General features: G+C 45.8%; 18 protein-coding genes, 1 other RNA gene, 2 pseudogenes and 1 riboswitch. Of the genes and pseudogenes, 12 read left to right on the top strand and 9 right to left on the bottom strand.

What is annotated here, in order from left to right:
• Positions 1-3: 3 nt before the first annotated feature.
• The 3 genes from ICV38_RS06530 to ICV38_RS06520 are packed head-to-tail and all read left to right on the top strand — an operon-like array spanning position 4 to position 3430.
• Entirely contained in the window at positions 4-510 is a 507-nt protein-coding gene (locus ICV38_RS06530; RefSeq protein WP_215378506.1) for a TRAP transporter small permease, read from the top strand.
• A 2-nt stretch (positions 511-512) separates the two neighbouring features.
• Positions 513-1871, top strand: coding sequence for a TRAP transporter large permease (locus ICV38_RS06525; protein WP_215378504.1), 1359 nt, complete (start codon positions 513-515; stop codon positions 1869-1871).
• 35 nt (positions 1872-1906) lie between these two features.
• A complete protein-coding gene (locus ICV38_RS06520; protein WP_215378502.1) occupies positions 1907-3430 on the top strand; it encodes a malonyl-CoA synthase in 1524 nt (507 codons plus the stop codon).
• Here the strand turns inward: ICV38_RS06520 and ICV38_RS06515 are convergent.
• The 5 genes and pseudogenes from ICV38_RS06515 to ICV38_RS06495 form a co-directional block, all read right to left on the bottom strand.
• Complete coding sequence (locus ICV38_RS06515) at positions 3427-4245, bottom strand: sulfite exporter TauE/SafE family protein (RefSeq protein ID WP_215378500.1); 819 nt, start codon at positions 4243-4245, stop codon at positions 3427-3429. The two genes, ICV38_RS06520 and ICV38_RS06515, sit on opposite strands and share 4 nt — an antisense overlap.
• Positions 4246-4464: non-coding RNA, 6S RNA (ssrS, locus tag ICV38_RS06510), on the bottom strand.
• Positions 4465-4548: 84 nt separating this feature from the next.
• Positions 4549-4779, bottom strand: a pseudogene (locus ICV38_RS10380) (cell division protein ZapA); the annotation flags it as partial.
• A complete protein-coding gene (locus tag ICV38_RS06500; RefSeq protein WP_215378498.1) occupies positions 4760-5041 on the bottom strand; it encodes a hypothetical protein in 282 nt (93 codons plus the stop codon). The pseudogene ICV38_RS10380 and the gene ICV38_RS06500, both read right to left, overlap by 20 nt.
• 109 nt (positions 5042-5150) lie before the next feature.
• Complete coding sequence (locus tag ICV38_RS06495; RefSeq protein ID WP_215378496.1) at positions 5151-7172, bottom strand: TonB-dependent siderophore receptor; 2022 nt, start codon at positions 7170-7172, stop codon at positions 5151-5153.
• Positions 7173-7311: 139 nt separating this feature from the next.
• Positions 7312-7527: riboswitch (cobalamin riboswitch) on the bottom strand.
• Positions 7528-7609: 82 nt separating this feature from the next.
• On the opposite strand from ICV38_RS06495, the gene ICV38_RS06490 reads away from it, so the two are divergent.
• The 6 genes from ICV38_RS06490 (at position 7610) to ICV38_RS06465 (ending at position 14287) form a co-directional block, all read left to right on the top strand.
• Positions 7610-8227, top strand: a complete 618-nt coding sequence (locus ICV38_RS06490; RefSeq protein ID WP_215378494.1) for a Crp/Fnr family transcriptional regulator — start codon at positions 7610-7612, stop codon at positions 8225-8227.
• A gap of 213 nt (positions 8228-8440) precedes the next feature.
• Positions 8441-10150, top strand: a complete 1710-nt coding sequence (gene oxc, locus ICV38_RS06485) for an oxalyl-CoA decarboxylase (protein ID WP_215378492.1) — start codon at positions 8441-8443, stop codon at positions 10148-10150.
• A gap of 76 nt (positions 10151-10226) precedes the next feature.
• The gene (gene frc, locus ICV38_RS06480; protein ID WP_215378490.1) at positions 10227-11477 is read left to right on the top strand and encodes a formyl-CoA transferase; all 1251 of its coding nucleotides are present in this window, start codon (positions 10227-10229) and stop codon (positions 11475-11477) included.
• Positions 11478-11548: 71 nt separating this feature from the next.
• A complete protein-coding gene (locus ICV38_RS06475) occupies positions 11549-11977 on the top strand; it encodes a PAS domain S-box protein (RefSeq protein WP_215378488.1) in 429 nt (142 codons plus the stop codon).
• 128 nt (positions 11978-12105) lie between these two features.
• Positions 12106-13353 (top strand): formyl-CoA transferase, encoded by a 1248-nt coding sequence (gene frc / locus ICV38_RS06470; RefSeq protein ID WP_215378487.1) that lies wholly within the window; start codon positions 12106-12108, stop codon positions 13351-13353.
• 1 nt (position 13354) lies between these two features.
• Entirely contained in the window at positions 13355-14287 is a 933-nt protein-coding gene (locus ICV38_RS06465; protein WP_215378485.1) for a methionyl-tRNA formyltransferase, read from the top strand.
• A 14-nt stretch (positions 14288-14301) separates the two neighbouring features.
• Here ICV38_RS06465 and panC read toward each other — a convergent pair whose 3' ends face one another.
• The 4 genes and pseudogenes from panC to metG all read right to left on the bottom strand — a co-directional run.
• Positions 14302-15153, bottom strand: a complete 852-nt coding sequence (gene panC / locus ICV38_RS06460; protein ID WP_215378483.1) for a pantoate--beta-alanine ligase — start codon at positions 15151-15153, stop codon at positions 14302-14304.
• Positions 15150-16013 carry a ScpA family protein gene (locus ICV38_RS06455; RefSeq protein WP_215378481.1) on the bottom strand — a complete coding sequence of 288 codons (864 nt, stop codon included), beginning with the start codon at positions 16011-16013 and terminating at the stop codon, positions 15150-15152. Before ICV38_RS06455 ends, panC begins: the two co-directional genes overlap by 4 nt.
• Complete coding sequence (locus ICV38_RS06450; protein WP_215373543.1) at positions 16006-16194, bottom strand: DUF3460 family protein; 189 nt, start codon at positions 16192-16194, stop codon at positions 16006-16008. The genes ICV38_RS06455 and ICV38_RS06450 overlap by 8 nt, the downstream gene beginning before the upstream one ends.
• Before the next feature lie 109 nt (positions 16195-16303).
• A pseudogene (metG, locus tag ICV38_RS06445) lies at positions 16304-17968 on the bottom strand (methionine--tRNA ligase); the annotation flags it as partial.
• A 150-nt stretch (positions 17969-18118) separates the two neighbouring features.
• Between metG and ICV38_RS06440 the strand changes: the two are divergent.
• Genes ICV38_RS06440 through ICV38_RS06430 form a run of 3 tightly spaced genes read left to right on the top strand, consistent with a single transcriptional unit; the run spans position 18119 to position 21880 of the window.
• Positions 18119-18961, top strand: coding sequence for a formate dehydrogenase accessory sulfurtransferase FdhD (locus tag ICV38_RS06440; RefSeq protein WP_215382821.1), 843 nt, complete (start codon positions 18119-18121; stop codon positions 18959-18961).
• A 40-nt stretch (positions 18962-19001) separates the two neighbouring features.
• Positions 19002-19568, top strand: a complete 567-nt coding sequence (gene dcd / locus ICV38_RS06435; RefSeq protein WP_068948880.1) for a dCTP deaminase — start codon at positions 19002-19004, stop codon at positions 19566-19568.
• 44 nt (positions 19569-19612) lie between these two features.
• A complete protein-coding gene (locus ICV38_RS06430) occupies positions 19613-21880 on the top strand; it encodes an arginine/lysine/ornithine decarboxylase (RefSeq protein ID WP_215378477.1) in 2268 nt (755 codons plus the stop codon).
• Positions 21881-21909: the final 29 nt, after the last annotated feature.

Here is a 21909-nt window from a genome sequence, read left to right as displayed (position 1 = left end):
GCAATGACTCAATTATTACTGGCGACTGACCGCTTAATGTCAGGAATCAATAAGTTGATGGTGTTTTTAGGCTCTCTGGCTCTAGTAGCGGCATCAGTTATTTTGAGTTACAGCGTTGCCTCTCGTGCATTTTTTGGCGCAACAACGGATTGGCAAGATGAAGCGGCAGTGTTTTGCTTAGTAGGTGCAACATTCTTATGCGGGGCTTATGTTCAGCAAATTCGTGGTCACGTTGGGATTTCTGCTATCTCATCGATGCTGCCAAAAGCAGTAAACCAAGCCAGAATTCTTCTAATTGATCTCGCTTCTTGTGCTTTCTGCACATTCTTTGCCTGGAAATCTTGGACCTTGTTCCACGAGGCTTGGGTGGATGGTCAGGTGACCTCATCATCTTGGGCTCCACCTTTGTGGATTCCATACATCATGATGTCAATCGGAATGAGCTTGTTGGCATTTCAAATTTTGCTCCAAGCGTTTGGAGATGTAGCAAATCCAGACAAAGGGGAATAAATATGTCAATTATGACGCTAGGATTATTATTCGCAGCGGTAACGCTGCTGATTATGTTTTCAGGAATGCCTATCTCATTCGCGCTGGGTTCTGTTGCCGTTGTATTCATGTTTTTCTTCATGCCATCCTCTTCCTTAGATACGGTTACCCAAAACGTATATGAAGAGATGGCGAGTATCACTTTGCTTTCGATCCCCCTCTTTATCTTAAAAGGGGCGGCCATCGGTCGCTCACGCGCTGGTCAAGATTTGTATGAAGCATTGCATGTCTGGTTGGGTAAAGTGCCCGGTGGACTTGGAGTTGCTAACGTTTTAGCTTGTGCCTTGTTTGCTGCAATGGCTGGATCTAGTCCTGCAACCTGCTCAGCGATTGGTAGTGCTGGTATTCCAGAAATGCGTAAGCGTGGTTACTCACCTGGTTTAGCGGCTGGAATTATTGCTGCAGGTGGAACGCTAGGTATTTTGTTACCGCCATCTATTACGATGATTTTGTATTCAGTGGCAGCTGAACAATCTCTTGGACGCCTGTTTCTTGCAGGCATTGGGCCAGGCCTCATGTTGGTAGTGTTCTTCTCGATGTATACCGTGTATCGCTTCCGTAAGGAATACAACATGGCATTAGATGCAGTAGAGAAGGGTGCACCGAGCCAGCCTATTTTGGAACGTCATACCTACACCATGCAACAGAAGATGAGTTCTTTACCAAGAGTTTTGCCTTTCTTGGTGCTATTGATTGGTGTGATGGTGGCATTGTATGGTGGTTACGCAACCCCATCAGAAACGGCTGGTCTTGGCGCTATCTTGGCATTTGTATTGATTGCCGGCATTTACAAGATGTGGCGCATTAAAGATTTGTCACCACTGCTCAATGCAACGATTAAAGAATCCACAATGTTGATGTTCATTATTGGTATGTCTTTATTGTTTTCCAATGTAATGAGTCATTTACACCTCAGCCAGTCAGCAGCACAAGCGATCGTTGATCTCGGTTTAGGTCGTTGGGGTTTATTAACCGCCATTTTGATTTTGGTGATTATTCTTGGATTCTTTTTGCCACCAGTTTCAATCATCTTGATGACTGCACCTATTTTCTTGCCACCACTACGTGCGGCTGGTTTTGACTTGGTATGGTTTGGTGTGGTCATGACGATTGTGATGGAGACAGGATTGATTCATCCTCCAGTAGGCTTGAACATCTTCGTGATTAAGAATATCGCTCCCGATATTTCCTTAAACCAAATCATCTATGGGGTGTTGCCATTCGTTGTCATCATGATTCTCTCTGTAGTATTGCTCTGCTTTATGCCAGAAATTGCTACAGGATTGTCAGACCTTGTAATGGGACCAGCGAAAGTTCATTGAGTTAATTAAAAATCAGAATCATTTAGGACTATTTCATGAATTTGTACTCAGTATTGGGAAAAGGTTTTCCAAAAGATAAAAAAGCTTGTGCTATCGAAACGCATGATGGCCTCTACTACTCCTGGAGTGACCTAGAGCGCGCAACTGCGAAGATGGCCAACTTACTCAAGAGTCTTAAATTACCTGCGGGCTCTCGTGTAGCTGTTCAGGTTGAGAAATCTCCAGAGGCGCTCTTTTTGTATTTGGCTACGATTCGTGCTGGTTATGTGTATTTGCCTCTCAATACGGCCTATCAGGCAGCAGAAATGCAGTACTTCATTGAAAATGCTGAACCTGCTGTAGTGGTTTGTAGTAGTAAAAACTTCTCATGGGTTTCAGAGGTGGCATCTAAGGCTGGCACTGAGCATGTTCTGACCTTAAATGAAGATCGTACTGGCACATTATTGGAGCGTGCCGGCAGTTTGAGTGATACCTTCAAAACGGTGGCCACAAAGGATGACGATCTAGCCGCAATCTTATATACCTCTGGTACTACTGGGCGCAGTAAAGGCGCCATGTTGACTCATAAGAATTTGTATAGCAATGCGCAAGTGTTACAAAAGTTCTGGGGTTGGATAAAAGGCGATGTTCTCTTGCATGCCTTGCCAATTTTCCATGTGCATGGTTTATTTGTTGCCGCTCATGGTGCTTTGATTAACGGTAGCAAGATGATTTGGTTGCCGCGCCTAGACATTGCACAATTAATTAAGCATATGCCCAAATCTACCGTGATGATGGGTGTGCCAACATTCTATGTTCGATTGCTTGCTGATAAGGGCTTTAACAAAAAGGTAACGCGCAATATGCGCTTGTTTATTTCTGGCTCTGCTCCGTTGCTTACTGAAACATTTAATGCGTTTAAGAAGCTGATTGGTCAACCAATTCTCGAGCGGTATGGTATGAGTGAGACTGTGATGTTGGTTTCTAATCCATACAAAGGTGCGCGCGTTGGAGGATCGGTAGGTTTGCCTCTGCCGGGCGTTAAGGTTCGCGTGGTTAATGAAGATAACAAACCTTGTGGCGTTGATGAGATCGGCAACATCCAAGTCAAAGGCCCAAATGTATTCAAAGGCTACTGGCGCATGCCTGAGAAGACTGCTGAAGAATTTACAAACGATGGTTGGTTCAAGACGGGTGACGTAGGCCGCTGGGGCGGTGATGCTAATGGTGGAAAAGCACCAAAAGATTACCTATGCATCGTTGGTCGCAGCAAAGATTTGATCATTTCAGGTGGGTACAACGTTTATCCAAAAGAGATCGAGAGTTTTATTGACGATATGGAAGGCGTTGATGAAAGTGCTGTTATTGGTATTCCACACCCTGACTTTGGTGAAGCTGTAATGGCAGTGGTTGTGCCAAAAGCAGGTGCTAAGTTAGATGCTGAGGCGATGATTGCTACCTTGAAAACGCAAATTGCGAACTTCAAGATTCCTAAGCGTTTAGAGATTGTTTCTGACTTACCACGGAATGCAATGGGTAAAGTGCAGAAGAATATTTTGCGCCAGACCTACGCTGCTTAAAAACCAAAAGCCTTGCGGCTTTCATTGAACATGAAGGCTGCAAGCAGCAGTAGCATGACGCCAAACACTCGTTTAAGTTGGACAATATCCAGTTTTCTGGCCATCTTTGCACCTAAAGGTGCAGTAAAGATGCTGACGGTTACGATGCATGCAACCGCCGGTAAATAGACAAAGCCCAGAGAGCCTGCTGGAAGATTGGGATTGCCCCAGCTTCCATACATATAACCAAGCGTTGCCGCAGCTGCAATCGGAAAGCCCAGGCCTGATGATGTCGCCATTGCAGTGTGGGGTTTGACATTGCACCAAAGCATAAATGGCACGGTGATAAATGCGCCTCCTGCGCCTACTAGGCTTGCAAGGGCGCCAGCAAATGTGCCAAAAGAAAATAATCCAGCTGTACCAGGCAAGTCTCTGCCCGCCTTAGGCTTCTTATTGAGCAACATCTGGATTGAGGTGTAAACAATAAAGACGGCAAAGAAAAGTGAGAGCCAAGAAGTTTTGAGTGCTTCAAATAATTCACTGCCACCAACCAATCCACCAAAAATCATTCCGGGACTTAAGGAGGCAACTAGCTTCCAATCAATGGAGCCATGTTTGTGATGTGCCCAGATTGCGGAAGTCGTCGTAAATAAAATGGTAGCCATTCCAGTAGCGATCGCCATATGGACGATGACTTCTTGGCTAAATCCCAGATGGTTAAAAACCAAAATCATGAAGGGCACCAGAATCATGCCGCCACCAATACCCAGCAGTCCAGCCAAGTAGCCAGAGATGGCGCCGCATAACATCAACATCAAGATATCGCTTAGTAACATGAATTCCCCGCCTTAGCCGCTAGGCCGTCATCCTGAACCCTAGGGTTCAAGGTGGAACGGCTACTCTGCTTCGGGTGCATTAAGAGGCTCAGGGAGTAACCAAGTTTAAGTTGGCACTGTGAACTTTCGAAACGCTCACGCCCACAAGGTAAAGATCGTTCCGGATGCTTGCGCATCGGTTCAAGGAACTATTGGCCTTGGCGAACCAGGCAGGGAAAGGGTTTGCATCAAAGAATCTACTTGATCTTCTAGTTCGCGAATTTGGCTTTGAAGACGAGTCACTTCATCGGGGCTTACATTGGAAGAGGTGCTTTGATGCGTTTGATTTTTCTGAAGTGTAATGAGGTCGCCCGCAATCTTCAGGGCTGCCATCATGCTCGCACGTTCAATGCTCCGGTTGCCACCGCTGATAGCAAGTTGAATTTGCTCATCAACCAATACACAAGCAGCACGGAGTAGTGGCTCATGTTCAGCACTGGTTGCTAAAGTGATCTTTTGACCTGCAAGAGTTACTTCAATGCGTTGTTGGCTCACTGTCGTCCTCTGGGTTGGTTGGTGGATTTGCTTCGGCTAGTAAGTTGAGTTGTCGACCATCATTTTGCTCGGGTAGGCGACTCAGGATTCGTTGTACCCGTTTTTGAGCATCTTCAATCTTACCCTCAAGCTGAGCACGACTCTGAGTCAGGTTGCGCACAGCATCCTGAATTGAAGAAATCTTTTCAGACAGGCGCTGAATAGATGCACTCAATGCATCCAGATCTACATCGCCAGTGGAATGAGGTATAGGCTCGTTCATACTGGCATTGTAGCCTCGACTTAGTGTGAAAGCCTAACACCCTATTTTTGGACCAATTGGTCGGAAGGGGAGGGTGAAGCAACCCCATCCTATGGAGTGACCAGCATTTCTATCGATATGAGTAACTGACTCCGGCAAAAATATTTGACCCCATATTGTTGTAGCCATAGATGGTTTGATATTTGGAATTTGTCACATTATTCCAGCGAGCAAATACCTTCCAGTGGGGTTCAAATTCATAACTTGAGTAAAGACTTAGTAATGTATATGGATTGTTGGTTTGCACGTTTGTACCTATGACTGTGTAATCAGGCGCATATTTAATTGAGTATTCATTAGTCTGGCCGCTATACGTGAGATTTGCTCCGAGGTTCATTTTGCCTTGCTTGTACTCTGCAGCTAAATTCGCAGTATTTCTTGCGCGTCTTGGCAAAAATAAGCCAGAATTTTCATCAATTGCGTTGAGGTGATCAACTGAGCCTCTAAGGAAGTAGTTTCCTATGTAGGTTTGAGCTCCAGCACTAATACCTTGAATTTTTGCTAGTCCAATATTAATTGGGTATCCATTTAGGTTTGAACCGGCGGTGTAGTAAGGCTCAATGTAATTGGAAATATTATTTTGATAGATACTTAAACGTCCTGTAGTAGTCCGCCCTTCATAGTTGACCCCTACCTCAATATTATGACTTGACTCAGGTGTTAGTGCAGGATTGGCAGTCCCCGGAGAATACAAGTCATTAAATGTCGGAACTCTATACCCTGTGCTGTAGTTAACGCTGGCGCGCCATTCTTTTGTGAAAAAGTAACCATAGGCGGCACCCCCAGTTACCTTGGAGTTAAATCCTGAAATTGAGTCATTTCTAAGTGATAGGGTTGCGAGATTGTTCCCACGTTTTAGTTCATATGATCCAGCTATAGAGTCTGTTGTTCTACTTTGATTAACTAGGCAGTTATCCGTACATCCAGTTAACGTAGGGGTGTTTGTGACATAAACATACTGAGATCGATGCTCTGCGAGAAGTTGCAACTTATCTTCGCCAATCGCAATATTGTTTTGCCAAAGATAGTCGTATTCAGGCATATCAATTTTATCGTTAGCACTCGTAATTCCAATTGGAGGCCATATTGATTGTTGGCTATTAGAAACAGCGCTGATTTGTAAAACGCTTTGCCACATTTCTGTGATTTGATTTTTTGTGAAACCAGTGGCTGTGAAAAATTTATTAAATTGCTGGCCGACTAAGGGGTTGTATGGTCCTCCAAAAGGGAGATTTGGATCCTGCGAATCAATGGTGCTCCCAGGATATTGATTCTTATTGGAGCTTGCAAATATACTGACTCCTAATTGTTGACCTCTTGACCACTCTTGTGAAATTTGTCCAGTAGTGCCAAGTCGCGTATATCCAGTTGCATTTGTAGCATAGACGCATGAATTTTGTTTGCTTGGAGAGCAGGCATTATTTGATCCAACCGTATTAAATCCTGCAGAATTCTCCTGGCTAAGGCCTATTGAATATTTGGTTTTATTTGCATCATCAATTGATCCGGTAACGCTAGCATTATTGATACTGGTACCGTATGTTCCATAGCCCGAAGATGCGGTAAATTGAGTTGGTCCACCACCAGTTTTGGTGAAAACCTGAATGACACCTCCAATTGCGTTTGAGCCGTACATCGTACCTTGTGCGCCGAATACGATTTCAATATGGTCAATTAGCGATAAGGGAATGGAGTTAAGAATTCCACCCCCCGAGGCAGAATTATCGATTCGGACTCCATCAATTAATAACAGGCTTTGTGCGTTGCTTGTCCCCCTTAAGTTAACGCTGGATAGATTGCCATTGCCCCCATAGCTTGAAACTTGGATTCCTCTTTGTTGTTGTAGAAGGTCTGTTAGGCTTGTTTGAGCGGCTTGTGCAATCTCTTCCGGCCCAATGTAGACAAAGTCTGCCAGTACATCTTCGGCTTTAGTTGCCGATCTTGTGGCGGTAACAATAATCGGCTCAAGTGAGTTTGATGCCGTTGCTACTGAAACACTAGAATTATTTTGTGAAAATGCTGTGCTGCTGAGTGTTATAAAACTTGCACATAGAAGGGCGCTCAAATTTTTACTGCTGAACTGCTGTTTCATTGTTGACTTTCTGTTATCGATTGCCTAGCTCACCTCCCCGTAAGCTGGGTCGAACAGAATTTCTTGTGCAGGAGATTGGCGTCAATGTGCGTCAGCTTTGGACCAAGCGCTGTCATCGGCGCGCGAAGGTCCCCGTCCGCGAAATTCCACCTGTCTTGGCCGGTATCCGGGCTAATAAATCTCAGAATCTGGCCTTCCCATGCAATTGACGAGCACAGTGGCGTATTTAGATTCCTGACCTCCAAAATGACTATGTAGGAGGCATTTACTTACCGTTGCGGGGGCAGCACACGTTTAGTGTTTCCCGTTTAACTCTGTTGCATTGCAACAAAGCACCACGACACCGTGATTCTAGCTTATGTGAGTATTGGGGAAGGGGATTTGTCCCGTTTTTAGGGCAAAAAAGCCTACAATACTAGGCCTAGGACGAAGGATTCATGACTGTATTAGATAAGCACCCCGAAAAAAACCTGATTCGACTTCAGTTGAGCCAAAACTGTGTGCTCAAAAGTCTAGACTCAGCGGCAATGTCTGACCTAGAGCGTCATTTAGAGATCTCTGACTTAAAGAAATCAGAAATACTGCTACACCAAGGCGATCACCAGATGGAGCAGTACTTCGTGCTTGATGGAATTTTGAAGCGTATTGTTTCTAGCGCTGATGCAAAGGAGATGATCCTACGGTTTGCTATCGAAAAAGATATCGAAACTAGCTATGCCGCATGGCGCCTTAAGACGGCAGCCCCGTATAGCATTGCCTCGGTGACCAAAGCCCGCGTGGCTCGGATGCCCATGAAAAAATGGGCTGAGTTTTTGGAGGAGCATAAGCCCCTTAAAGAAAGCTTTGAATTTGAGGTGATGCGTTTGATGAGCGAGATTATGGCTCACACCATTACCCTACATATGCTCGATGCCCCAGGTCGGGTAGAGCGCTTTCTACGCAAATATGAGGATCTATTTGAGCTCCTTCCTAAAAAAGAGCTGGCCGCCTATCTCAACCTCTCTCCGGAGACCTTGAGCCGCCTTAAAACGAAGCATAAAGAGCTTTTTATATAGGTCTTTTGAAGTTCTGCACCCCTTTTGGGATCGGGGATTTAGGGGAAATTGACCGAAGTCAATGATGAACCCCCACCCCAAGCCTAATATTCAACTCAGCCTAAGCGGGGCTAAAACCCGCAGTGCGATGAATAACCTAATTGGAGACACTAGCGAGAGCTAAGCTGCACAAACCATCAACTGGTGGTGCTTGCAGTTCACATGAAAATTTCTATGACAACAGATAACCAAAACACACAATTAACTGATGGCTTCCATCTCGTCATTGACGCTTTAAAAGCGAACGACCTCAATACGATTTTCGGTCTTGTTGGTATTCCAATTACTGACTTATGTCGTTTGGCTCAAGCAGAAGGTTTGCGTTTTATTGGCTTCCGTCACGAACAGCACGCAGGTAATGCTGCAGCGATTGCCGGTTACATGACTCAAAAGCCGGGTATTTGTATGACTGTTTCTGCACCAGGCTTCTTGAACGGTTTGACAGCATTGGCTAATGCCACTGTGAACTGTTTCCCAATGATTTTGATTTCTGGTTCAAGTGAGCGCGAGATCGTTGACTTGCAACAGGGTGACTACGAAGAGATGGATCAGCTTAATGCTGCTAAGCCATATTGCAAAGCTGCTTATCGTATTAATCACATTGAAGATATCGGTATTGGTTTTGCTCGTGCAATCCGTGCTGCAGTATCCGGTCGTCCAGGCGGTGTGTATTTGGACTTGCCAGCTCAGTTGCTATCCCAGACTATGCCTGTTGAAGAGGCAAAGAAAACGATCTTCAAGGTAATCGATCCAGTTCCACGTCAGATTCCAGCAGCTGATGCAGTTGCTCGTGCATTAGATGTGCTCAAGGGCGCTAAGCGTCCATTGATTCTTTTGGGTAAAGGCGCAGCTTACGCACAAGCTGATAAAGAGATTCGTGATCTCATTGAAAAATCCTGCATTCCTTACTTGCCAATGTCAATGGCTAAAGGTTTGTTGCCAGACAATCATCCACAGTCCGCATCTGCAGCGCGCTCATTTGTATTGGCTGAGGCTGATGCAGTGTTGTTGGTTGGTGCACGTTTGAACTGGTTGCTTGCGCATGGTAAGGGTAAGACATGGGGCAAAGAGCCTAAGAAATTTATCCAAATTGATATTCAAGCAAACGAAGTTGACAGCAACGTGCAAATTGCTGCCCCATTGATCGGTGATGTTGGTTCATGCGTTGGTGAACTCTTGAAGGGTATTGCTTCAGTACCTAAGCCAAGCGCTGAGTGGATCAATGCCATTAATGAGAAAAAAGATAAGAATATGGCGAAGATGGCTGAAACATTGACCAAAGAAGCTAACCCAATGAACTTCCATGGCGCATTACGTGTTATTCGTGATGTGATCAAGAAGAACCCAGATGTGAACTTGGTAAACGAGGGCGCTAATACATTAGATTACTGCCGTGCCATCGTGGATATGTACAAGCCACGTAAGCGTTTTGACTCAGGTACTTGGGGCATTATGGGTATTGGTATGGGCTACTCCATTGGTGCTGCTGTGATTAGCGGCCTACCAACATTAGCGGTTGAAGGTGATAGCGCATTTGGCTTTAGCGGCATGGAACTCGAAACGGTTTGCCGTTACAACTTGCCGATTACGACGGTCGTATTCAATAACAACGGTGTATACCGTGGTACTGATGTCAATCCAACAGGCGGCGCTGATGTTGCTCCAACGGTATTCGTTAAAGATGCGCGTTACGACAAGATGATTGAAGCATTTGGTGGTGTTGGTTATTACGTAACTACCCCAGCAGAATTAGAAGCAGCGTTAACAGAAGCAATTGCTGCCGGTAAACCAGCCCTCATTAATGCTGTTATTGATGAAACTGCAGGTACTGAGAGTGGACGTTTAACTAACTTAAACCCATCCACAGCAGCTGCTAAGAAATAAGAGTAGTTGGTAATAAAAAGTTAATATTTTTGGACTAAATTTGCAGCAAATAAGAAAGACTTAAGGAGAAATAAACATGACTAAGCCATTAGACGGTATTCGCATTATTGACTTCACACACGTACAAGCAGGTCCTGCTTGTACTCAGTTGCTGGCATGGTACGGCGCTGACGTTATCAAAGTTGAGCGTCCAGGCGCTGGTGACGTAACTCGTAGCCAATTGCGCGACATTCCAGGCGCAGATGCTTTGTACTTCACGATGTTGAACGGTAACAAGCGCTCTTTGACACTCGATACCAAGACTCAAGAAGGTAAAGAAGTATTGGAGAAGATGATCAAGACTTCTGATGTGATGGTTGAGAACTTCGGTCCAGGCGCTTTAGATCGTATGGGCTTTTCTTGGAAGCGTATCCAAGAATTAAACCCAAAAATGATCATGGCATCTGTTAAGGGCTTTAGTGATGGCCACTCATACGAAGATTTGAAAGTGTATGAGAACGTAGCTCAGTGCGCTGGTGGTGCTGCTTCTACTACAGGCTTCTGGGATGGTCCTCCTACCGTTTCTGCTGCAGCTTTGGGTGACTCAAATACTGGTATGCACTTGGCAATTGGTATTTTGACTGCATTGATGCAACGTGAAAAAACTGGCCGTGGTCAAAAAGTATCTTGCTCAATGCAAGACGCTGTATTGAACTTGTGCCGCGTGAAGTTGCGCGATCAACAACGTTTGGATAAGGTTGGCTACTTGGAAGAGTACCCACAGTATCCTCACGGCTCATTCACTGACGTAGTTCCACGTGGCGGTAACGCTGGTGGTGGCGGTCAGCCAGGTTGGGTGTTGAAGTGTAAGGGTTGGGAAACAGATCCAAACGCATACATCTACTTCACTATTCAAGGTCACGCTTGGGAGCCAATTACTAAAGCATTAGGCAAACCAGAGTGGGCAACTGATCCTGCTTACATGACTGCTGAAGCTCGTCAAGATAAGATTTTTGACATCTTCGCAACCATTGAAGACTGGCTCAAAGACAAGACTAAATACGAGGCTGTGGACATCCTCCGCAAATTCGATATTCCATGCGCTCCAGTTCTCTCTATGAAAGAATTGGCTGCATCACCAGACTTGCGTAAGAGCGGTTCGATTGTTGAAGTTGACCACAAAGTACGTGGCAAGTATTTGACTATCGGTAGCCCAATCAAGTTCTCTGATTTGGAAATCGAAGTCAAGCCATCACCTGTTTTGGGTGAGCACACTGATGAAGTGTTGGCTGACCTTGGCTACAGCAAAGATGACATCGCTAAATTGCACGCAGCTAAAGCAGTTTAATTGCGATAATTCATCGGATTGATTTGAAGGCGCTCCTTGTGGGCGCCTTTTTTATTCGATAGACTGAATACATGAAGACAAATGTAGATTTGTATGAATTGCTTGAATGTGTGGGCGATGCCATCATTGTTTCGGATGCCAATGAAAAAATTGTCTTGTGGAATCCAGCAGCTACCAGAATCTTTGGTTACTCAGAAGTAGAGGCTCTTGGTCAGACCTTGGATCTCATCGTTCCTGAGCGTCAACGTCAGAGGCATAACGAGGGCTATAGCAAGTCTATGGAGACCGGCATCACCCGATATGGCACTGCATTATTGAAGGTGCCGGCAAAGCATAAAGATGGCAGCATGCTATCTATCGCCTTTACCGTAGGGATGCTGTTCAATGAAAATCACAAAGCAAATGGGGTGGTGGCGATTATTCGCGATGAAACTGCTCGTTTTGCCGAGGAAAGTGCCCTGAAAAAGCGCCTTTCTGAACTTGAGGACCCAACAGCTTAGCCACATATAGTTTCTGTAAGGCCTAGTAGCATCTTGTGCCCAAAAATTGGGCACATGCCATTTTCCAGAATTCCCCGCTGGTAAAATTGCCTCAATTCAAAATTTTCATTCTTATTGGGACTTAAATCATGGCAAAAGCACTAGAAGGGGTCAAAATCCTCGACTTTACGCACGTTCAATCGGGGCCAACCTGTACGCAGTTGTTGGCTTGGTTTGGTGCAGATGTGATCAAAGTGGAAAAATCAGGCGAAGGTGATGCAACTCGTGGTCAACTACGCGATATTCCAGATGCAGATAGCTTGTATTTCACGATGTTGAACCATAACAAGCGTTCCATCACGGTGAATACCAAAACCCAAAAGGGTAAAGAGATTCTCGAGCGTCTTATCAAAGAGTGCGATGTATTGGTGGAGAACTTTGCTCCTGGTGCACTTGATCGCATGGGTTTTTCTTGGGAACGTATTCAAGAGCTGAACCCAATGATGATCATGGCTTCAGTAAAAGGTTTTGGTCCTGGGCCATATGAAGACTGCAAAGTGTATGAGAACGTTGCGCAATGTGCTGGCGGATCAGCTTCCACTACTGGTTTTGATGATGGCCCTCCCATGGTTACTGGTGCGCAAATTGGTGATAGCGGAACTGGTTTGCATTTGGCTCTTGGTATTGTGACGGCGCTTTATCAACGCACGCACTCTGGTCGTGGCCAAAAAGTATTAGCGGCAATGCAAGATGCAGTATTGAACCTGTGCCGTGTGAAGCTGCGCGACCAGCAGCGCTTAGAGCGTAATGGCCTAATGCAAGAATATCCGCAGTTCCCAAATGGTGAGTTCGGCGAAGCTGTACCGCGTGCTGGCAATGCCTCTGGTGGCGGTCAACCTGGTTGGATTGTGAAATGTAAAGGTTGGGAAACTGATCCGAATGCCTACATGTATGTGATCGTTCAAGCTCCAGTCTGGGAGGCGGTATGTAAAGTGATTGGTCGCGAAGACTGGATTACTGATGTCCGTTTTGCATCCCCAATGGCACGCTTGCCACATTTGATGGAGATCTTTGGCGAGATTGAAAAATGGACCATGACGATGACGAAATTTGAAGTCATGGATGTATTGAATAAATATGACATCCCCTGCGGCCCAATTTTGTCGATGAAAGAAATTGCCGAAGAGCCAGCACTCCGTGCGACTGGAACGGTAGTAGAAGTGGATCATCCAATTCGTGGCAAGTATTTGACTGTTGGTAACCCAATCAAGATGTCTGATAGCCCAACTGAAGTGACGCGTTCACCTTTATTAGGTGAACATACAGATGAGATTCTCAGTGAGTTGGGTTACTCCACCGATGAGTTGATTGCATTACGTCACGATAAGGTGATCTAAGATGCGGGTTGCGTTGATTGGGAGTGCCGATTTTGGCAAGGCTGCTCTGGAAGCTTTTTTAGATCGTGGTGACGAGATCGTTGCTGTCTTTTGCCCACCCGATAATCCTAAATCAACTAAGCCAGAAATCCTTAAAGAGGCTGCGCTAGCAAGGGGCTTAACCCCCTTGCAGTTTGCTTCCCTCAAGGGTCCTGAAGCTGCACAGGCAATGATCGATAGCCAGGCTGATATCTGTGTCATGGCTTATGTATTGCAGTTTGTCCCACAAGAGCTTTGCAAAATTCCAAAGCATGGCACGATTCAATATCACCCATCACTACTTCCAAAGTATCGCGGACCAAGCGCCATTAACTGGGCGATTGCATTGGGTGAAGAAAAAACTGGCTTAACCATTTTCCGTCCATCTGATGGTTTGGATGAGGGCGAAGTCATTTTGCAGAAAGAAGTTACGATTGGGCCTAATGACACCTTAGGCAAGATCTACTTTGATCATTTATTCCCGATTGGTGTAAAGGCTTTACTGGAGGCTGCTGATTTAGTTGTAGCTGGTAAGCATCAAGAAATCGTGCAGGATGAATCGCTAGCCAACTACGAAGGCTGGTTTGATGTCAATGCTGCACAGATTCATTGGGCTACTCATATTAGTCAAATCTACAATCTCATTCGCGCTTGCAATCCTGCGCCTGGTGCTTGGACAAAGTTTGGCGAGCAAAAAGTACAAATCTACGATTGCCACAAGCATGTGGCCGCTACCTTTGGCGCAGTCAAAGGCAAGCCAGGGGAGATTACTCAGATCACTCTAGACTCATTCTTTGTGACTTGTCATGGCGGGCAAATTGAAGTCCTGAAGGCTAAGGGAGCAACGGGTAAGTTGACTGGCGCTGAACTAGCAAAAGAATTAAATCTACAAGTAGGGCAGTTCTTCGCCCTTTAGGATAAACCTAGAGATTAAATCTCTAGGTTGTCAATTAAGCGTGTTTTACCAAGTTTGGCTGCTGTGAGAATCACTAGTGGCTCATTCGCTTGTAGGCTCTCATTAGATGCTGGTGCCAAGTCGCTTTGTTGGCGAATGGCGATGTAATCCGGTTTCCACCCACGGGCGGCAAGTGAAGCAACAGCCGCTTTTTCTATTTCAGAGATAGATTGGCTATTGCGATTCGCAAGTTGCAAAACACGCTCCCGCACTTCCTTAAGCGCTCTTTGTAGTTCAGGTGCTTCTGCACGCTCCTCAGCCGAGAGGTAGCCATTACGAGATGAGAGGGCTAAGCCATCATCAGCGCGAATCGTCTCACCAGGAACAATATCGACTGGTAGCGCAAACTGTTTAGCCATCTGTCGAATAATCATTAGTTGTTGGTAATCTTTTTTACCAAACACCGCAACTTTAGGCTGTACACAAGAAAAGAGTTTCAGAACTACTGTACAAACACCTCTGAAGAAGCCGGGGCGGAACTCACCCTCAAGGATGTCACCCAATTGCTGTGGCGGATCAACGCGGTATTCCTGGGGCTGTGGATACAGATCGCGCTCAGTAGGCGCAAACAGAATGTATACACCTTCTTTTTCCAGTTTTTCGATATCTGCTTGCATTGTGCGTGGATAGCTATCGAAGTCCTCATTAGGACCAAACTGTAAGCGGTTTACAAAGATGCTAGCTACCACTGGGTCGCCATGTTGTCTTGCTAGGCGCATCAGTGATAAGTGGCCCTCATGAAGGTTACCCATGGTTGGCACAAATGAAGCGCGATTTTGTCCGCGCAAGTGATCGCGCAGCTCTTGAATATCGCTAATGATTTTCATGCAACAGGAGTGTAAGCGAGGCGGACGTAGATTGGTGCGTATGGCTCAGCTTGAGTGATTTCGATTAAAGCTTCGCGCGACAGCTCTAACATGGCGATAAAGTTCACAATCACTACTGGTATGCCATTGCCAGACTTGATGGCATCTTCAAATAATTCACCAAACTCGACGAACTTCGTGTTCTGTAAGCGACGCAGAATACGGGTCATAAAGTCGCGTACTGAGAGTTCTTCGCGGGTAATGGTGTGGTGTTGGGTTAGTTTGGCGCGGTGAAGAACATCACGCCAAGCCATTTGTAAATCTTCTAGATTGACCTCTGGCCAAGTAATAGCAACAGTAGTGTCTACAAAGCCATGTGCCACCTGGAAGTCGCGACCTTGTTGCGGAATTTGGTCAAGTTCTTGAGCTGCTAGTTTCATGCGCTCGTACTCTAAGAGGCGACGAACCAGTTCAGCGCGCGGATCTTCTACTTCTTCCTCGCTATCAGCTTTCTTCATTGGGAGCAGCATGCGAGACTTAATCTCAATCAACATCGCTGCCATCAATAAATACTCAGCAGCGAGTTCAAGGTTGTGATGACGAATTTGGTCGATATAACTCAGGTACTGCTGCGTCACCTGCGCCATTGGAATATCGAGAACGTTAAAGTTCTGTTTACGAATCAAATACAGCAAGAGGTCGAGTGGACCCTCAAATGCTTCTAGAAAAACCTCTAGCGCATCTGGTGGAATATAAAGATCTGTTGGAAGCTTGAAGAGGGGCTCGCCATATAGTTTGGCGAATGCTTCCGACATCCCATCGGTTACCGATGGAGTGCTATCTAATAAATCAGAAATTGGGGCGGTGCCCGGCTCAGTCATTCGAGTAAACGTAAGCGCGTTGTTTTAACTTAGCGGCTTTGGCGCGACGCTGATCTTCAACACTCAGTGGCTCTTTGTCCCACAGGAGGGCGCGACCAGCTTGTTGCTCAGCCTCAAGATTCGGTTTCTCGGTTTTGAGTTCATTTAAGAACTGGGTGAATTCAGATTGATATCTTGCCATGGTATTTCCTAAAAAACTCAATAAATTCAATAACTTACAGATTTAATTCCACAAATTATTTGGGGAATACGACCACCATTATAGGTGCTTTTCCACCCTCTTTTTACAAGTTTGCAGCCAGCAAGGCCTCAATTTGAGGGGCTTCCACCCGGGTCATGAGGTGCTTATAGGGCTTGATTGGGTTCTGGCTAGAAAGCGGGGTATTAATGTCCGACCAGGATTGCGGGACAAGGGATAAAAATTCTTCAACTCCAGTAGCTACCTGTGGAATCACAGGCTTGAGGTACAGGCTGAGCATGCGGAATGCCTCCAAGGTCACACTACAGACGCGTTGTAAATCTGCTTCACGCTCAGGATCTTTGGCAATTTCCCAGGGCTTGTTTTCATCGACGAAGCCATTGATCTTGTCAGCAAGCTCCATGATCGAGCGCAATGCTTTTGCATATTCACGACCCTCATAGAGTGCAGCGATTTTTTCGCTGGCCGCTGAGATTTCCTTGAGTAGTGGATTATTCATCGCCTCATCAGAAACAACACCACCAAAACGTTTAACCAAGAAGCCGGCACTGCGACTTGCAATATTGATGTACTTGCCGAGTAAATCGCTATTCACACGAGCAACAAAATCTTGCAGATTGAGATCTAAGTCTTCCATGCTGTCGTTTAATTTCGTAGCAAAGTAGTAACGGAACCACTCAGGATTGAAGCCGCACTCGATCACACTATTTGCAGAGATCAAAGTGCCACGTGACTTGCTCATCTTTTCGCCATCAACTGTTAAAAAGCCATGGGCAAACACATTGGTTGGTGTGCGATAGCCTGCAAATTGCAAAGTCGCAGGCCAAAATAGGGTATGGAAATACAGAATATCTTTGCCAATGAAATGGTATTGCTCAGTAGTGGTATCTGGCTTAACCCACTCATCAAAATTAAGGCCTTTAGCCTGACAATAATTTAGGAAGCTGGCATAGTAGCCTATAGGAGCGTCAAGCCAGACATAGAAATATTTTCCTGGCGCATCCGGGATCTCAAAGCCGAAATACGGGGCGTCGCGGGAGATATCCCAGTCACCTAATTTGCTCTCACCAGGCTCACCAACCCACTCTTTCATTTTATTGCGAGCTTCGGGTTGTAATGGCGTTTTGACTTGAGTCCACTCGCGTAAAAACGCTTCGCAACGGGGATCAGATAACTTAAAGAAGTAGTGATCAGAGATTTTCTTGATGGGTGTTGCACCGCTCACAACCGAGAATGGATTTTTCAGGTCAGTAGGCGAATAGGTAGCGCCGCATTTTTCACAGTTATCACCATATTGATCTTTAGCACCACACTTAGGGCATTCACCTTTGATAAAGCGATCCGGTAAGAACATTTCTTTAACGGGATCGTAAGCTTGCTCAATGGCGCGCTTTTCAATCAAGCCAGCATCACGAAGCTTGATATAAATGCTTTGCGCTAACTTTTCATTCTCTGGACTATCAGTGGTGTAGTAGTTATCAAAAGAGATTAGAAATTGATCAAAGTCACGCTTATGTTCTTTCCAAACATTGGCAATGAGTTCCTTTGGCGTAAGACCTTCTTTTTCGGCGCGCAACATGATGGGGGTGCCATGCGTATCATCGGCGCCTACATAGTGAACCTCATGACCACGCATCCGCTGAAAACGTACCCAAATATCTGTCTGTACGTATTCCACCAAATGGCCGATATGGATCTGACCATTGGCATAGGGTAGAGCAGAGGTAACAAGGAGGCGACGCTGGGAGCTACTCATGAAAGCGGTCTTTAATAACAGGGTTGAATTTGGGGCTAATTCGCAATTATGCGGGTTTGAGCAGTAATTTTAGTCTGCGGTTAAAGTTAATTCCCAATTAGTCTCGATAAAATTCAGTTTGAACCCAATAGAAGGCGCCCAATGTCAGCAGTGGCAGTAAAACCCAACATTCAGATGTCGAATGCCTCCGTGCCTTTGGTGCATGAGGTAGAGATATTGGATGAGGCGGGCCGAACTAAGCTGGTTCACATCCCAGGTGAGCGCCCTTTAACCATCTACTTGGATAAGCGCGAGGTGGTTACCTTGATGACCTTAGGTAGCGCTCCTGAAGCTTTGGTCTTGGGTTATCTGCGAAATCAACGCTTAGTTGAGTCGCCTGATGACATCGAGAGTATCCAAGTCGATTGGGAAACGGATTCGGCTGCGGTGAAGACCCGTCGCAGTACTGTGGATATTGATGCCTTGACTAGCAAGCGTGTGGTGACTACTGGATGTGGCCAAGGAACTATGTTTGGCGGCTTGATGGAGGAGATGTCTGAGATTCGTTTGCCTGATGGGCCGGCGTTATCTCAGGAGGCAATTGTTGCCTTAGTTGAGAATATTCGGGTTCACGACACAATTTATAAGAAGTCTGGCTCGGTTCATGCTTGTGCGGTATTTGAGCGCGAGGGTGAGCATGGGGTACGACTACTCCACTTTATTGAAGATGTAGGGCGCCATAATGCGGTCGACTCCATTTCCGGGCTGATGTGGCTAGCCGATAAAGCCGGCAGAGATTTGGTTTTTTTCACAACTGGTCGCCTCACCTCAGAAATGGTGATCAAGGGCGCTCAAATGGGCATTCCCTTCTTGCTAACGCGTTCAGGGGTCACCCTCATGGGCCTAGAGTTAGCGCGCAAAACCAATCTCACCATTCTCTCCCGTTGCTCGGGTAAACATTTCGAGATCTACAACGCCCCGGACCGGGTGGTTTTTACCCAAAAATCCCTATAAATTCTTGGGTAGGTCAGGGCGAAGGTTTTACAATTCGCCCATGACTATTAAATCTGACCACTGGATCCGCCGCATGGGCGAGCAAGGCATGATCAGCCCATTTGAACCTGGGCAAATCCGCCAAGACGCCGCAGGCAACAAAATCGTTAGTTATGGCACATCAAGTTATGGCTATGACATTCGCTGCGCAGACGAATTTAAGATCTTCACCAACATCAACAGCACAATTGTTGACCCTAAGAATTTCGATGAGCAATCATTTGTAGATTTTAAAGGTGATGTTTGCATCATTCCTCCAAACTCATTTGCGCTTGCAAGAACGGTGGAGTATTTCAAGATTCCTCGTAGCGTGCTGACAGTGTGCGTTGGTAAAAGTACCTATGCACGTTGCGGCATCATCGTGAACGTCACCCCATTTGAACCAGAGTGGGAAGGCTATGTCACTTTAGAGTTTTCTAATACGACCCCATTGCCTGCAAAAATTTATGCAGGCGAGGGATGCGCGCAAGTACTCTTCTTTGAGAGTGATGAAGTGTGTGGCACATCTTATAAAGATCGCGGTGGCAAGTATCAAGGTCAGCGGGGCGTTACTCTGCCAAAGACTTAATGATTTCTCGCGCAAATTCAAATTCGCTAACCTAAAGGGTAGTCATGAAATTTCGTTTCCCAATCATCATTATTGATGAGGACTTCCGTTCCGAAAATATTTCGGGATCTGGTATTCGTGACCTTGCAGAGGCCATCGAGAATGAGGGTATGGAAGTGATTGGTTTAACCAGTTATGGTGACCTGACTTCTTTTGCGCAACAAGCATCCCGTGCTTCCACATTTATTGTCTCCATTGATGATGAAGAGTTTGTCTCAGACTCTGAAGACCATGATTTACCTGCCTTAAACAATTTACGCGCTTTCATTACTGAAGTGCGTAAGCGCAATGAAGATATTCCAATCTTTTTGTATGGTGAGACACGGACATCGCGCCATATGCCTAACGATATCTTGCGTGAGTTGCATGGCTTCATTCACATGAATGAAGACACCCCAGAATTCGTGGCGCGGCATATTATTCGTGAAGCGAAGGTCTACCTTGATTCATTAGCGCCACCATTCTTCCGTGCCTTAACTAATTACGCTTCTGAAGGTTCATACTCTTGGCACTGCCCTGGTCACTCTGGTGGCGTGGCTTTCTTAAAGAGTCCTGTAGGCCGTATGTTCCACCAGTTCTTTGGTGAAAACATGTTGCGCGCAGACGTTTGTAATGCGGTTGAAGAGTTGGGTCAGCTACTTGACCATACAGGCCCAGTCCTGCAGAGCGAGCGCAATGCCGCCCGTATCTTTAATGCTGACCATTTGTTCTTTGTCACCAATGGCACATCTACTTCTAATAAGATTGTGTGGCATTCAACCGTTGCGCCTGGTGATGTTGTGCTGGTTGACCGTAACTGCCATAAATCCGTGATTCATTCCATCACCATGATGGGCGCGATCCCAATTTTCTTAATGCCAACCCGTAATCATCTGGGCATTATTGGCCCAATTCCAAAAGAAGAGTTTGAGTGGGCGAACATCAAGAAGAAAATTGATGCCAACCCCTTCATTAAGAATAAAAACGTCGTGCCACGCGTGATGACGCTGACGCAAAGTACTTATGACGGCATTGTGTATAACGTTGAGATGATCAAAGAGATGCTCGACGGCAAAGTGGACTCATTGCACTTTGACGAAGCTTGGTTGCCACATGCCGCTTTCCATCCCTTCTACAAGGATATGCATGCGATTGGATCCGATCGTAAGCGCACTAAGAAGAGTTTGATGTTTGCAACTCAATCTACTCATAAGTTATTGGCAGGTTTGTCGCAAGCTTCTCAAGTCTTGGTGCAGGACGCAGAAGATACGAAGTTAGATCGCGATTGCTTTAATGAAGCCTATTTAATGCACACCTCCACTAGTCCACAGTACGCCATCATTGCGTCATGTGACGTTTCCGCAGCCATGATGGAATCTCCTGGTGGTACTACCTTGGTTGAAGAATCGATTGCAGAAGCAATGGACTTCCGTCGTGCGATGCGTGAAGTTGATGATAAGTTTGGTGCCGACTGGTGGTTTAAGGTCTGGGGCCCAGATCATCTGGCAGAAGAGGGTATTGGTGAGCGCTCTGATTGGGTGTTGGAACCCAATGCAAATTGGCATGACTTTGGCAAACTTGCCAAGGGCTTTAACATGCTCGACCCCATTAAGGCTACCGTTGTAACGCCTGGTTTAGATATCGAAGGTAACTTTGGTTCTATGGGTATTCCTGCGAGCATCGTCACGAAGTACCTTGCTGAGCATGGTGTGATTGTGGAGAAGTGCGGTTTGTACTCCTTCTTTATTATGTTCACGATCGGTATTACCAAAGGTCGCTGGAATACTTTGGTTACAGAGTTGCAGCAGTTCAAAGATCACTTTGATAAAAATGCTCCGCTGTGGAAAGTCTTACCTGAATTTGTAGCTAAGCACCCACGTTACGAACGAGTTGGCCTGAAAGATATCTGCCAGCAAATTCATGAGTTTTACAAGGGTCGTGATGTAGCACGCATGACTACTGAGATGTATACCTCTGATATGGAGCCAGCAATGATGCCTGCCGAGGCTTGGGCAAAGATGGCACATAAAGAAGTTGATCGTGTGCCATTAGACAAATTAGATGGTCGTGTAACGGCAATGTTGGTTACTCCATACCCTCCTGGTATTCCGCTCTTGATTCCGGGTGAGCGTTTTAATAAACGCATTGTTGATTACCTCTACTTCGCAAGAGACTTCAACGAGAAATTCCCAGGCTTTGAGACTGATATTCATGGCCTAGTGAAGGCTGATGTTGATGGCCATAGCGAGTACTACGTGGATTGCGTAAGACAAGAGCGCGATATCACTCTGTAACATAGTGAATGCTTAACAAAATGCCCCGT

Source organism: Polynucleobacter sp. MG-6-Vaara-E2, assembly GCF_018687695.1.
In the GTDB taxonomy this organism is placed as follows: domain Bacteria; phylum Pseudomonadota; class Gammaproteobacteria; order Burkholderiales; family Burkholderiaceae; genus Polynucleobacter.
This window is presented reverse-complemented; position numbering and strand designations above follow the sequence as displayed.

Bases quoted from the DNA above. Each gene is read 5' to 3' on its own strand.
- ICV38_RS06530 (WP_215378506.1), top strand. From the start codon at position 4: ATGACTCAATTATTACTGGCGACTGACCGCTTAATGTCAGGAATCAAT.
- ICV38_RS06525 (WP_215378504.1), top strand. From the start codon at position 513: ATGTCAATTATGACGCTAGGATTATTATTCGCAGCGGTAACGCTGCTG.
- ICV38_RS06520 (WP_215378502.1), top strand. From the start codon at position 1,907: ATGAATTTGTACTCAGTATTGGGAAAAGGTTTTCCAAAAGATAAAAAA.
- ICV38_RS06515 (WP_215378500.1), bottom strand. From the start codon at position 4,245: ATGTTACTAAGCGATATCTTGATGTTGATGTTATGCGGCGCCATCTCT.
- ICV38_RS06500 (WP_215378498.1), bottom strand. From the start codon at position 5,041: ATGAACGAGCCTATACCTCATTCCACTGGCGATGTAGATCTGGATGCA.
- ICV38_RS06495 (WP_215378496.1), bottom strand. From the start codon at position 7,172: ATGAAACAGCAGTTCAGCAGTAAAAATTTGAGCGCCCTTCTATGTGCA.
- ICV38_RS06490 (WP_215378494.1), top strand. From the start codon at position 7,610: ATGACTGTATTAGATAAGCACCCCGAAAAAAACCTGATTCGACTTCAG.
- oxc (WP_215378492.1), top strand. From the start codon at position 8,441: ATGACAACAGATAACCAAAACACACAATTAACTGATGGCTTCCATCTC.
- frc (WP_215378490.1), top strand. From the start codon at position 10,227: ATGACTAAGCCATTAGACGGTATTCGCATTATTGACTTCACACACGTA.
- ICV38_RS06475 (WP_215378488.1), top strand. From the start codon at position 11,549: ATGAAGACAAATGTAGATTTGTATGAATTGCTTGAATGTGTGGGCGAT.
- frc (WP_215378487.1), top strand. From the start codon at position 12,106: ATGGCAAAAGCACTAGAAGGGGTCAAAATCCTCGACTTTACGCACGTT.
- ICV38_RS06465 (WP_215378485.1), top strand. From the start codon at position 13,355: ATGCGGGTTGCGTTGATTGGGAGTGCCGATTTTGGCAAGGCTGCTCTG.
- panC (WP_215378483.1), bottom strand. From the start codon at position 15,153: ATGAAAATCATTAGCGATATTCAAGAGCTGCGCGATCACTTGCGCGGA.
- ICV38_RS06455 (WP_215378481.1), bottom strand. From the start codon at position 16,013: ATGACTGAGCCGGGCACCGCCCCAATTTCTGATTTATTAGATAGCACT.
- ICV38_RS06450 (WP_215373543.1), bottom strand. From the start codon at position 16,194: ATGGCAAGATATCAATCTGAATTCACCCAGTTCTTAAATGAACTCAAA.
- dcd (WP_068948880.1), top strand. From the start codon at position 19,002: ATGACTATTAAATCTGACCACTGGATCCGCCGCATGGGCGAGCAAGGC.
- ICV38_RS06430 (WP_215378477.1), top strand. From the start codon at position 19,613: ATGAAATTTCGTTTCCCAATCATCATTATTGATGAGGACTTCCGTTCC.